The organism is Bacillus sp. PK6-025 (assembly GCF_056530265.1).
The window spans coordinates 4,002,127-4,014,793 of the sequence record NZ_CP096509.1 but is presented as its reverse complement, the minus strand read 5'-3'; the positions used below and the strand labels follow the sequence as shown (position 1 = coordinate 4,014,793).

Here is a 12,667-nt window from a genome sequence, read left to right as displayed (position 1 = left end):
GGAAGTGGGTGACGGCTTTGAAAATCTATAAAGTATTGAACAACAATGCAGCAATCATAAAGGAGGATGGTCAAGAAAAAATTGTCATGGGGCCTGGTATCGCTTTTCAAAAAGGCAAAAACGATACCATTCCAAGAAACAAGGTAGAAAAAATTTTTACCATTCATGAAGAAAATGAAAAGTTTAAACAAATCCTCGAAACACTTCCGGAAGAACATATTGAAGCTGCCGAAGAGATCATCAGCTATGCGGAAGGGCGGCTGTCCGCACCGTTGAGTGATCATATCCACATCGCCCTTGTGGATCATTTGTCATTTGCGATCGAGCGAGTCCGCAAAGGATTCGTCATTCAAAATAAATTATTAAATGAAATCAAAGCGCTTTATAAAAAAGAATATGAGATCGGACTCTGGGCAATCGATTTGGTCAAAGAAAAATTGAAAGTCGAATTGCCTGATGATGAAGCGGGTTATATTGCGCTGCATATTCATACCGCAAAAATGGATGCGGAAAACATGCAGAAGACGCTTAAATACACAAACATCATCAAAGAATTGATAGAAAAAATCGAATGCTGTTTCAATCAGAAGATTGACGAAAACAGCATCTCATATCAGCGTCTTGTCACGCATCTCAGGTATGCCATCAACAGGCTGGAATCAAATGAAGCGTTTCATGTCATGGACGATGACATGCTTTATTTCATCCGGAAAAAGTATCCTGGAAGCTACCAGTGTGCGGCAGGGCTGGCGGATTACGTGAAAACTGAATATGATCTTCATCTTCCGGAATCGGAAGTCGGATATATTACGCTGCATGTCCAGCGTTTAAATGATTCCTATAGGTAATACCGCCTGATAACGCGCGATCAGGCTTTTTTTAGGTCGATTTTCACAGAAAATAAAAAAGTAGTTGACGAAAGCGTTATCACATAATAAAATGAAAGCGTATTAAAAAATAAATACCGGGGATTGTGACTGGTAAAGCAGGCAAGACCTAAAATTTGCTAGATGAATGGGGAGAATCTATCCGCCATTCGTTGGTGAATTTTAGGTCTTTTCTGCTTTTTTTTAAAAAAAAAGGAGGAGTCATCATGAATCACAAAGAAATCGCCGTACGTCTTATACAGCTTCTTGGCGGAGAAGATAATGTCATCAGTGCAGCTCATTGTGCGACAAGGCTTCGTTTGGTGATCAAGGACGAAGCGAAAATCGACCAGGAAAAGGTCGAAGAGCTGGAAGGTGTAAAAGGAGCCTTTTCGAGCTCTGGCCAATACCAGATTATTTTCGGAACAGGACTTGTTAATAAAGTGTATGAACAGTTTGCCAAAGAGCTGAATCTTGACCAAAAGGAAACGGTTCAGCACAGCGATGCCGCAAAGGGAAAAATGAATCCTTTAGCGCGATTCGCGAAAACGCTGTCAAATATTTTCGTGCCCATCATCCCGGCCATTGTTGCAAGCGGTTTATTAATGGGGCTGTTGGGGATGATGAAGGCATTTCAGTGGGTCGATCCTGATGCAGCGCTGTATAAAATGCTTGATATGTTCTCAAGCGCGGCATTTATTATCCTTCCGATCTTGATCGGTGTCAGTGCTGCGAAAGAATTTGGCAGCAATCCTTACCTGGGGGCTGTACTTGGAGGTATTTTAATTCACCCGAGCTTGTTCAATCCTTGGGGATTGGCAACTGCATCACCGGATGTGATGAACTTTTACGGGCTCAAAATCGAGATGCTGGGCTATCAAGGAACCGTTGTTCCAATTTTGCTTGCCGTGTATGTGATGAGTAAAATCGAAAAAGGCGTAAGAAAAATTGTTCCAAACGCGATCGATCTTTTAGTGACACCGTTTGTCACGATTATTTCAACGGGATTTATTGCCTTTATCGCAATCGGTCCTTTAGGAAGAATGCTTGGTACAGGGATCACGAACGTTTTAACTTATGTGTATGATCTTGCCGGACCTGTTGCCGGACTGATTTTCGGAGGAACATACTCGCTGATCGTTTTAACTGGTGTTCACCACAGTTTCCACGCGATTGAGGCCGGCCTTATCGCTGATATCGGCAGGAACTACCTGCTTCCGATCTGGTCTATGTCCAATGTCGCCCAAGGCGGGGCCGGACTTGCCGTATTCTTTTTGGCAAAGCGCGCAAAAACAAAAGAAATCGCTTTACCTGCTGCTTTCTCTTCTTTTCTCGGCATTACCGAACCTGTTATTTTCGGTGTTAACCTCCGTTACCGCAAGCCGTTTATCGCGGCAATGGCCGGTGGAGCGCTCGGTGCTGCATACGTTGTCTTTATGAATGTTGCGGCAAACGCCTACGGTTTGACGGGAATACCGATGATTGCGATTGTTGCCCCGCTTGGAATGGGCAACCTGATCCATTATTTAATCGGAATGGCGATCTCTGTGTCTGTCGCGTTTATCACAGCCTTTATCTTAGGAATTAATGAAGACGAGAAAAAGTGACGGAAGGAGGGGAAAACGATGAATCAAGATCAGGAGCTTCGTCAAAAGGCAATAAACCGGGTTGAAGAATACCGGGATATTGTAAACCTTGATCCCTATCGGCTGCATTATCACATCATGCCTCCTGTCGGACTGCTGAATGATCCGAACGGGTTCATTCAGTGGAAGGGAGTTTACCATCTTTTTTATCAGTGGATGCCTTTTAAAACGGGGCACGGTGCAAAGCTGTGGGGGCACTACTCTTCAACAGATCTCGTGAACTGGCGGCATGAAGAGATCGCCCTCACGCCGAGCGACTGGTTTGATAAAAACGGCTGTTATTCAGGAAGCGCGATCGCTGAAAATAATGTGCTCCACCTGTTTTATACGGGGAATGTCAGAGATGACGAGGGAAATAGGGAGACCTATCAATGTCTCGCCGTCTCGAAAGACGGCATCTCGTTTGAAAAACAGGGGGTTGTTGCAAGGCTTCCGAAAGGATACACGGCTCATTTCCGCGATCCGAAAGTATGGAAAAAGAGTGGCAGCTGGTACATGGTGCTCGGCGCCCAGACTGAAAAACTTGAGGGCAGAGCCGTTCTGTTTCAATCGGATAATTTGAAAGACTGGCAGTTCCTTGGCGACATCACAGGTTCAAATACAGATCAGCTCGGGGAATTCGGCTATATGTGGGAATGCCCTGACATGTTCGAACTAAACGGCAAAGACGTCTTAATTGTCTGTCCGCAAGGCCTTGAAGCAAAAGAGATGCGCTACCAAAACGTCTATCAGTCAGGTTATTTTGTCGGTGAATTGAACGAGCAGAAACCGGGTTTTACACACGGAGACTTTGAAGAGCTTGACCGCGGCTTTGATTTTTATGCGCCGCAGACGACAAAAGACGAATCAGGCCGGAGGATACTGGTTGCCTGGATGGGTGTTCCAGACCAGGATGAACAGAGCCAGCCGACGATTCAGCATCAATGGGTGCACTGTATGACATTGCCGAGGGAATTGCATTTGCAAAACGATAAAATCGTTCAAAAACCGGTCGCGGAGCTTAGAACGCTCCGCCAAAACGAAAAACGCGCAGCAATATCACTTAATCAAGGCACCGAAAAACTGGACATTGTTCAACCGGACAAAACCGAGCTTTTCATCAGCCCGCAACTTATTGAAGACAGCTTTGAGATTTCCTTCAGGGGTGCCGCGCGACTCATTTACAATAAAGCTGACGGCATCATAACTTTGGAAAGAAACAGCTATGTTGATGAAAGAACGGAAGCCAGACATTGTCGTTTGCATGAGCTCCGCGATTTAAACATCTTTTTAGACGCGTCTGCGATTGAAATCTTCGTCAATGGGGGAGAGGAAGTCTTTACGGCAAGATATTTTCCTTACCCGGGAAATAATGATGTTTGGATCGGTGCCAGAAAAGAAATCATAGTGAATGTAACATCCTGGACGGTGGCATAAAGGGTGCGGTTTGCTATTTTCTGTACAACCCCTTTATGATATGCTTTTTTTAGAGAGAGTGCAGTGAAAAAGGGGTTGTTTTTTTGGATCAAAACCAGCAGAAGTTGACAGCTGTGCGTTTGAAAAAAATGGCGGATCATATTGAGGATACGAGAGAGGAATACAATGGTTTGCTCCTTCAGATGAAGAAGCTGATCGGCGGTATTGAAGATAAAACAATTCCGGATGATGAAGAAATACAAAAGAAACTTCAAGACACTTATGAACAAATGAAAGAATATGCTCTTTTTGTGGAATCGATCGAGACTTTCTTAAGATCATCTGCAAGAACGATCAAACGCGAAAGCTAAATAAAAGCCAGCCCCTTTTAATGGGGCTGGCTTTTATTTGCCACTGAGCCGTAAAGCGGAGTGCTTCGTCGGCCCGACGTATTGATTCAAACGGAATGATTCGCGGATGGCTTCCGTAATAAATGTTTTTGCAGAATAAATGGCTTCTTTTACATTTGAACCTTTGGCGAGTTCAGCCGTAATCGCTGCGGAATAGGTGCAGCCCGCCCCGTGCGTGTATGGAGTTTCAATTCTTTCTCCTTCGATGACTTCTGCATCCCGGCCGTCAAATAATACATCTACCGCTTTTTCGTGATTCAGTTTGCCTCCTCCTGTAATGAGGACGTGTTCAGCGCCGAGGCCGTGAATGACTTTTGCCGCTTCCTTCATTTGCTCAACCGTTTTAATTTCTCCAAGTCCGCTGAGCTGGCCGGCTTCAAAAAGGTTTGGCGTAATGACCGTGGCAAGCGGAGCCAAAAGCTCTCTTAAAGCCTTTGCGTGTTCGGGATACAGCACTTCATTTGCTCCTTTACATACCATAACGGGATCAATGACGACATTTTTCATGCTGTGCTTCTTGATTGTGTCTGCCGCCAATTCAATGATATCAACGGTCGGAAGCATGCCCGTTTTCATCGCATCTACCCCGATGCCGTCCACAATCGTCGACAGCTGGGCGCGGATGACTTCTGTATCAACTGGGAATACCTGGTGATTCCAGTTGTTCTCAGGATCCATGGCGACAACAACCGTAAGGGCCGTCATTCCATAGACGTTCTTTTCTTGGAACGTTTTTAAGTCCGCCTGAATGCCGGCGCCTCCGCTTGAGTCAGAGCCGGCGATTGTCAGTGCTTTGTGCATTGTCATGTTCAGTCAATCCTCCACGATAAGAGATTCCATCCAAAGTTGGTTTATTACTTATTATAGACAGCTTTTCGCAAGATCACAATGAAATGGCTGCCGCTTTATAGTGCAGCGGTCCTCTGCCAAATTTCGTGAATGGATTGGCATAAAAAACCAAACCATCTTTTGATCCATGTGAAATTATTCGCATTATGATTTAATATGTTTAGAATGAAATAAGAAGGAGCGTATATCACAAATATGAACATATCTATCGTAGTTGTCACGCACAACCGGGTCACCGCTTTGTGCGAATTGCTTGAATCCATTACAAAACAGTCTGTTGCACCGTTTGAAGTCATTATTGTTAATGATGCCGGGGAGAGCGTCGACTTTGTTGAGCGCCTTTATTCAGACCTTCCGATCAGAGTTATCCATCTGAAAGAAAACGTGAAGCATGTAAAAGCGAGAAATATAGGGGTGAAAGAAGCTTCCGGAGATGTTATTATGCTGTGTGATGATGATGATTTTTTCACTCCGTGCCATATGGAAAGAATGTTGAATGCGCTGGAGACCGCCGATTTTGTTTATTCGGATGCTGAGATTGTGTCTTTCGAAGAAAAAGAGGATAAAAGAATTCCGACAAGCCGTTATCTTTTTGCGTATTCCTTTAACTTGGATGAAATGAGGAAGTTTTCTACATATGTTCCTTCAGGGAGTATGTACAAACGGTCTCTTCATAACGAGATCGGCTATTTTGATCCTGCTGTCCACAATTATTGGGATTGGGACTTTTTCCTGAGAGCAGCTGAGCGCTTTCGCGTGAAAAGGGTTCCTTTTGCAAGCGTCATCTATGCGTTTTCAGATCAGGGTGACAACCAATCCGGAGATCTTGGCGGAATGAGACAGTATTATTTGGATGTCTTGAGTGAAAAGCATCAGCTTGGCAAGCTTCCGACAAAGAACTTTTTCGTACTTCTCGAAGAACCTGCTATGAAAAAAAGGGAAGCGGAAAGCGAAATCGTCTGGGACGGAAAACCGGTCGCATCCAGGCTTTCCGCTGCAAGACAATTGAGTTAAGGAGGCCTGAACATTGAAACAGATTTTGAATGACAGCTGGTGGCAGCAGCTGAAGGACGAGTTTAATAAGCCTTACTATCAAGAACTGAGGGAAATGCTGAAAAGGGAGTATGCAGAGCACACCGTATATCCTGAACCGAACGATATATACAATGCTTTGCATTATACTTCCTATGAAAATGTTAAAGTCGTGATTCTCGGCCAGGATCCGTATCATGGCCCGGGGCAGGCCCATGGCTTAAGCTTTTCCGTACAACCCGGTGTCAATCCGCCGCCTTCTTTGAAAAATATCTTTATAGAATTGCAGAATGACATTGGCGCCGACATCCCTAATCACGGTTCTCTCGTCAGTTGGGCCAAGCAAGGCGTTCTGCTGCTGAACACCGTTTTGACTGTGAGACGGGGCCAGGCAAATTCGCATAAAGGAAAAGGGTGGGAACAGCTGACAGACAGTATCATAGATGTTTTAAACAAAAGAGATAAGCCGGTCGTTTTTATTCTCTGGGGCCGGCATGCCCAAATGAAAAAAGAGCGAATCGATACATCCAAGCATTTCATTATCCAGTCGCCGCATCCGAGCCCATTCTCGGCTAGAAACGGGTTTTTCGGGAGCAGACCGTTTTCAAGAGCCAATCAGTATTTGGAACAAATCGGTGATGAGCCGATTGATTGGTCCCTTCCGAATCTTTAAAATCGCGAGAACCGCTAAAATAAGCGGTTCTTCGTTTGTCTGGCTCCTATCTACCTGAGAAGTTTTTTGATGATTCGCAGCCCGTTTTTTGATGAAGGGTAACAGAATGAAATGTCAAACAGGTTTGTCTGTTTTAAAACGCTTTTCTCGTGGGAAAACGTCTTAAAGCTGTGATACCCATGGTAACTTCCGATTCCGCTTTCGCCTACGCCGCCGAAGGGGAGGTAAGGTGTGGCTGTGTGCATCAGCGTGTCATTGATGCATCCCCCGCCAAATGAAATCCGGCTGAGGATGTGCTTCTGTACCGGTTTTTCATTCGTAAACAAATAGAGCGCGAGCGGTTTAGGGCGGCTTTGAACCATTTGGATAACGTCTTCGATTGTTTCATAGCCGATGACAGGAAGGAGCGGCCCGAAAATCTCTTCCTGCATGATCGGCGATTCCCAGTCGGGTTCATCGATAATGGCCGGAGCAATTTTAAGTGCGTCTTTTTGATACGTTCCGCCTGTTACGATATTCTCGTTGTGTAAAAAGCGGAGTAACCGTTCGAAATGACGTTCGCTTATGATTTTTCCGTACGCCGGATGGCTTTCCGGCGCTTTTCCGTAAAATGTTTGGATCGATTGCTTCAGAGCGTGCAACAGCCCGCTTTTCACATCTTTGTGTACGAGCAGATAATCAGGCGCAATGCACGTCTGTCCTGCGTTTGTCAGCTTTCCGAAAACAATCCTTTGAGCTGCAAGCTTAAGATCAGCATCCTTGTGCACGATGCAGGGGCTTTTTCCGCCAAGCTCAAGTGTGACTGGAATGAGCTGTTTTGCTGCGGCTTCCATGACGACTTTGCCCACGGGAACACTGCCTGTAAAAAAGATATAGTCAAATTTTTGCCGCAAAAGCTCTTGATTTGTCTCCACCCCGCCCTCAATAACGGATACATATTCGGGGGGAAAGATTTCTTTAAGCATCTTGGATATGACGCTGGATACAGCGGGAGCAAGCTCTGACGGTTTGATGACGGCCGTATTCCCCGCAGCAAGTGCGCCGATCAGAGGCGAAACGGCAAGCTGAAACGGATAGTTCCATGGCGCGATGATCAGGACCGTGCCATAAGGCTCCGCAATGACGATGCTTTTTGAACCGATGTGCGAGACGGCCGTTTTGGCCTTTTTCGGCTTGGCCCATTTTTTTAATCGTCTGCTGATGAAGCGGATTTCTTCCAGTACAATGCCGATTTCCGTCATATAGGCTTCGTGCTCTGATTTATTAAGGTCTTTCTGAAGGGCCTCGAGTATGTCCCGTTCATATTTTTTTACAGCATTCTTAAGAATGTTGAGCTGTTCCAGACGATTTTCAACAGCGAGTGTTGCCCCGCTTAAAAAATATCGCTTTTGCTCGGTAACGGTCGTTTCGATGGAGGGTGTACGTTCTGCCATTCCCTGATTCCTTTCGCTTTTAGAAATTCGAGTGAAGTTTTTTTTCATTATGTGTGACAGCCTTTTCAGCTGTCAACTTTTAGCCGTAATAAAATCGGCGTTTTCCACCTGCGTTTGCCTGCAGATATCTTTTTTAAAAGTGCAAAAGGTGATATTTCACAGCAGGAGAGGCAATTTTTCGCAATGGATATTTGCAAAGTGCATTCGGCACGGGAGAAGTTAATTTGGTAAAATGAAATGGAAACTGAAAACGGTTTGGAGGATCGATTTGATGAACATACATATATCAAGTTTGCTGCAGAAGATGGAGGACGAATTGAAAAAAGCAAAGGAATGCAGCCAGGAAAATGAATTGAAAATGCACATCGCGGTTATCCGCTCCCTTTGCGACGTCATTGTTGAACCGCAGCAGCGGCCGTCCGTCCAGTCTTCACCCTATGTTCAAACGGCCAATAAACCATCGAGCGACCAGCTGATGCTAGAAAAAATGATGGGGAGCGCCGGTGCTGAACAATACAAAAAACAAGAGAAACAAAAGCACGAAGATGACGGCAACGGAGATTCTATTTTTGATTTCTAGGCGCCGTCGGCTGTTTTAAAAAAGAGAGGTTGATCAACTTGAAACTGCTTTTTGGGGCTTTACAATGGACGGCATTTATTATTGCGGCCGCAATCGTGGTGCCCATTGCAATCGGGCAGTCATTCGGGCTGAACCAGGCAGAGACCGCTGGGCTGGTTCAAAGCACTTTTTTCGTGCTCGGCACAACGGCTTTTATCCAATGTTTATTGGGACACCGCCTGCCGATTAATGAGAGTCCGGCCGGCCTCTGGTGGGGCGTGTACACGATTTATTCCGGTCTTACAGGGACCGTATTTGCGACTCATATTGAAACGCTTCAGGGGCTGCAGGGAGCGATGCTGCTAAGCGCGGTTTTCTTCTTTATTTTTAGTTTATTTAAAGTTATTGATAAGCTGGCTGTGATGTTTACTCCTGTTGTGACGGGCATTTATTTACTGCTGCTGGTCATCCAGCTTAGCGATCCGATCGTTAAAGGTGTCATGGGGATCGGCTACCGGAAAAACGAGGTCGATATACCCGTGTTTTTGCTGGCGGTTGTGGTCATGCTGGCTACGTTTCTGATGAGCCGGTCAAACATTCCGGTTCTCAAGCAATATTCAATTTTAATTGCGCTTTTCGGCGGCTGGGTCTTATTTGCCGTATTCGGCGTGGCGAAGGCGCCTGAGCATGCGAACCAGCTGTTCCGCCTTCCGGATATTTTTCCGTTCGGAATGCCGCTGTTTGACAGCGGATTAGTCGTTACTTCGCTATTTATTACAGTATTGTTAATCGTCAATATGCTCGCCAGCATACGGGTGGTTGAAGGAGCGGTCAGACAGTTTGAGAAGCTGGAGGAGAGGAGGCGGGCACGTCCTGCCGGATTTATCGCCTCCGTCAGCCATTTGCTGAGCGGATTGCTCGGAGCTGTAGGCACGGTGCCGATATCCGGGGCGGCCGGGTTTATTCAAACGACGAGAATGTCTTCGAAAAAACCGTTTTTGCTCGGGAGTTTGATCGTGATCGTCATCAGCTTTTTCCCGCTGGTCATGAATACTTTTGCCAGCCTGCCGTCTCCGGTCGGCTTTGCGGTGAACTTCGTCGTGTTTTCAACGATGGTCGGCCTGGCATTTGCCGAATTCGATTCTTATGAAAAGGACGAGGCAGGCCGCATCCGTTTTGTTACCGGGATTGCGCTCCTTGCCGGCGTGGGGGTCATGTTTGTACCTGAAAGTGCTTTGGAAGGAATGCATCCTGTTTTTGTTTCCATTTTAAGCAATGGGCTTGTCCTTGGAACAATTGTAGCGATTGCTGCGGAACAGATGCAGCTACGGAAAAAGAAATTTGACAATATCGTGTCATGAGATGTGTAAACGTTGAAATTAAAGGCGTGTGCGCTATGATGATAAAAGAAAGGCGGGCGATTTGATCGTGAAATTATTTTTAATTTTAGGTGCTGTCAATGCGATGCTTGCGGTTGCTTTAGGGGCGTTCGGAGCTCATGGTCTTGAGGGGAAAATTCCCGAGAAATATTTGCAAATCTGGCAGACCGGCGTCCAGTATCATATGTATCATGCGCTCGGTTTAATTGCCGTCGCGCTCATCGCGTCAAAGCTTACAGATGCGGGAAGCGTAACTGCGGCAGGTTGGCTGATGTTTGCAGGAATCGTTTTATTTTCAGGAAGTTTATATGTCCTCAGCCTTACGCAAATCAGCGTCCTCGGTGCGATTACTCCGCTGGGCGGCGTGGCGTTTATTGCCGCATGGATCATGGTTGTTGTATCAGCGGTTAAATACTTGTAGCTTACTAAAAAGCCAATCTCCTGAAAGGATTGGCTTTTTTTTATTTTAACAGGGGCTGATTCATGGTAATTTAATGTTATGAACAGGGCGAAAGACCCGGCTTTTGCATTTTGACAGAAGGGATGTGCATGGCGGAGGACCGGTCTCCGTTCAAAGATGAAAATTAAAGTGATCATTGCGGATGACAATTCATTCATAAGAGAGGGTATGAAAATCATACTGAGCACTTATGATGAATTTGAAGTGCTGGCGACGGTGGAGGATGGCTTGCAAGCGGTCGAATTTTGCCGCGGCCAAGCTGTGGATATTGCACTGCTTGATGTCCGCATGCCCAACATGGATGGAGTGGAAGCTGCGCGGCTCATTTCAGAAACGGGCGCCAAGCCTTTTATTTTAACAACGTTTGATGATGACGAATACATCGTCGCTGCCATACGGAACGGAGCAAAAGGATATTTGCTGAAAAATGCCGATCCTGAGCGAATTAGAGACGCAATTAAAAGCGTGTACAACGGCCATACTGTCATGCAGGATATCATCCTCGACAAGATTAAATCTAATTTGGCGGAGCATAAAGAAGCGGAATCCAAAATAGACGAAAGCCTGTTTACCGAACGCGAGCTCGGAATTATGGCCCTGATTGCCAGAGGGCTGTCCAATAAAGAAATATCGAAAGAACTGTTTATTTCTGAAGGTACGATTGCCAATTATATTTCCTCGATTTTGGGGAAAACAGGGCTTGAACACCGGACGCAAATCGCAATTTATTATTTAACTGGAAAAGTTAACTTTTAATCTGGGGGATCACCATGGAATTGCGGCTTTTGACCGGCAAACTGATTTTGCTGGGATTTATCATCTATCAATGCGTTTCTTCGGAAATTGACAATCTGCCGTGGCTTGTGTTCAGCATTCTTGTTTACGCCTGTATCAACCTCGGGATTGCAATTTTATCTGAAGGAAAAATAAAAAAGCTTTTTATTATTATGTCTGTCATCATTTCAATTTTTTCTTATGCCGAGGTGCACCCCCTATTTATTTTATTTCTTCCTTTTAGCCTGTATGAAGGAGCAGCTAATTTCGGGCTGCCGAAGTGGATGGTACTTGCCGCTTCAATCGTTCCGGTTTTGTTTATCAATGAAAGCATCTCAGCGGTCTACGCGTTGACAGCCGCTTTTCAATTTTTGCTGTACTGGGCGGCAAGCCAAGATGCAGCGCGGATTGAAAAGCTTGAACATCATATCGATCAAACGAGAAGAGACCTGGAGAAGGTAACAAACATGCTGCGGGAAAACAAAGAGTTTATCAGACAATCCGAATATACGTATAAGCTTGAGGAGCGGAACCGGCTTTCCCAGGAAATACACGATAAAATCGGCCATTCCATGACAGGAGCGCTGATTCAGCTCGAAGCGGCGAAGCGCGTCCTTGACATAGACAAGGAAAAAGCTTCCGAGCTCCTGCAAAACGCGATTAACATCTCCAAGGACGGGATCGAAAATATCAGATTGACGTTAAAAAGCGTCAAGCCGCCCTCAGAACAGATGGGTATCCATAGATTGAAGCTGTTTATCGATGAATGTTCGGCGCGGTATCATATGAATATTTCATTTTTGCATAAAGGCGATTTGGATGTTATTTCTCAAATTCAGTGGAAGATTATGTTTGAAAATATCACCGAAGCACTGACAAACTCGGTGAAATATGCAGAAGCGACACATGTATCCATCTATATTCATGTGCTGAATACACTCATTAAAGCCGAAGTGAAAGACAATGGAAAAGGGCGGCAGAAAATCAAGAAAGGGATGGGGATCATCGGGATGGAGGAACGGGCCGCTTCTGTTAACGGAAAGGTGATTGTTGACGGTTCGAACGGCTTCTCTGTCACCACCTTGCTGCCCAAGCATGAATGATTTCATGAATTGAATATGAATTTTCTCATGTGAAAAAGATGAAATGCTGCACTGCCGCACCATTCATCTTTTTTTTATAATGAAATCA

At 45.4% G+C, this 12,667-nt stretch carries 13 protein-coding genes; 11 read left to right on the top strand and 2 right to left on the bottom strand.

Annotated features, from left to right (window positions below; genetic code table 11):
- Positions 1 to 17 precede the first annotated feature (17 nt).
- The 4 genes from M1D67_RS20575 (at position 18) to M1D67_RS20560 (ending at position 4,278) form a co-directional block, all read left to right on the top strand.
- On the top strand, positions 18 to 848 hold the full coding sequence (locus tag M1D67_RS20575) for a PRD domain-containing protein (RefSeq protein WP_095291409.1): 831 nt from the start codon (positions 18 to 20) through the stop codon (positions 846 to 848).
- Positions 849 to 1,093: 245 nt separating this feature from the next.
- The gene (locus M1D67_RS20570; protein WP_023857021.1) at positions 1,094 to 2,473 is read left to right on the top strand and encodes a sucrose-specific PTS transporter subunit IIBC; all 1,380 of its coding nucleotides are present in this window, start codon (positions 1,094 to 1,096) and stop codon (positions 2,471 to 2,473) included.
- An 18-nt stretch (positions 2,474 to 2,491) separates the two neighbouring features.
- Entirely contained in the window at positions 2,492 to 3,928 is a 1,437-nt protein-coding gene (locus tag M1D67_RS20565) for a sucrose-6-phosphate hydrolase (protein WP_145929965.1), read from the top strand.
- Positions 3,929 to 4,011: 83 nt separating this feature from the next.
- Positions 4,012 to 4,278 carry a hypothetical protein gene (locus M1D67_RS20560; RefSeq protein WP_165389258.1) on the top strand — a complete coding sequence of 89 codons (267 nt, stop codon included), beginning with the start codon at positions 4,012 to 4,014 and terminating at the stop codon, positions 4,276 to 4,278.
- A 33-nt stretch (positions 4,279 to 4,311) separates the two neighbouring features.
- On the opposite strand, the gene M1D67_RS20555 is transcribed toward M1D67_RS20560, so the two are convergent.
- Positions 4,312 to 5,124 (bottom strand): bifunctional hydroxymethylpyrimidine kinase/phosphomethylpyrimidine kinase, encoded by an 813-nt coding sequence (locus tag M1D67_RS20555; protein ID WP_020453339.1) that lies wholly within the window; start codon positions 5,122 to 5,124, stop codon positions 4,312 to 4,314.
- A gap of 237 nt (positions 5,125 to 5,361) precedes the next feature.
- Here M1D67_RS20555 and M1D67_RS20550 point away from each other — a divergent pair, with 237 nt between their 5' ends.
- Together M1D67_RS20550 and M1D67_RS20545 are read left to right on the top strand one after the other, a co-directional pair.
- Entirely contained in the window at positions 5,362 to 6,180 is an 819-nt protein-coding gene (locus tag M1D67_RS20550) for a glycosyltransferase family 2 protein (protein WP_224146326.1), read from the top strand.
- Positions 6,181 to 6,193: 13 nt separating this feature from the next.
- Positions 6,194 to 6,871 (top strand): uracil-DNA glycosylase, encoded by a 678-nt coding sequence (locus M1D67_RS20545; RefSeq protein ID WP_020453337.1) that lies wholly within the window; start codon positions 6,194 to 6,196, stop codon positions 6,869 to 6,871.
- A gap of 50 nt (positions 6,872 to 6,921) precedes the next feature.
- On the opposite strand, the gene M1D67_RS20540 is transcribed toward M1D67_RS20545, so the two are convergent.
- Positions 6,922 to 8,304 carry an aldehyde dehydrogenase gene (locus M1D67_RS20540; protein WP_479831479.1) on the bottom strand — a complete coding sequence of 461 codons (1,383 nt, stop codon included), beginning with the start codon at positions 8,302 to 8,304 and terminating at the stop codon, positions 6,922 to 6,924.
- A 271-nt stretch (positions 8,305 to 8,575) separates the two neighbouring features.
- Here M1D67_RS20540 and M1D67_RS20535 point away from each other — a divergent pair, with 271 nt between their 5' ends.
- The 5 genes from M1D67_RS20535 (at position 8,576) to M1D67_RS20515 (ending at position 12,579) form a co-directional block, all read left to right on the top strand.
- Positions 8,576 to 8,884 (top strand): YwdI family protein, encoded by a 309-nt coding sequence (locus M1D67_RS20535; RefSeq protein ID WP_023857026.1) that lies wholly within the window; start codon positions 8,576 to 8,578, stop codon positions 8,882 to 8,884.
- Between the two features lie 38 nt (positions 8,885 to 8,922).
- Entirely contained in the window at positions 8,923 to 10,224 is a 1,302-nt protein-coding gene (locus M1D67_RS20530; protein ID WP_023857027.1) for a purine/pyrimidine permease, read from the top strand.
- 67 nt (positions 10,225 to 10,291) lie between these two features.
- On the top strand, positions 10,292 to 10,663 hold the full coding sequence (locus tag M1D67_RS20525; protein ID WP_025810614.1) for a DUF423 domain-containing protein: 372 nt from the start codon (positions 10,292 to 10,294) through the stop codon (positions 10,661 to 10,663).
- Between the two features lie 156 nt (positions 10,664 to 10,819).
- Entirely contained in the window at positions 10,820 to 11,458 is a 639-nt protein-coding gene (locus M1D67_RS20520) for a response regulator (RefSeq protein WP_023857029.1), read from the top strand.
- A 14-nt stretch (positions 11,459 to 11,472) separates the two neighbouring features.
- Positions 11,473 to 12,579 (top strand): sensor histidine kinase, encoded by a 1,107-nt coding sequence (locus tag M1D67_RS20515; protein WP_479831478.1) that lies wholly within the window; start codon positions 11,473 to 11,475, stop codon positions 12,577 to 12,579.
- Positions 12,580 to 12,667: the final 88 nt, after the last annotated feature.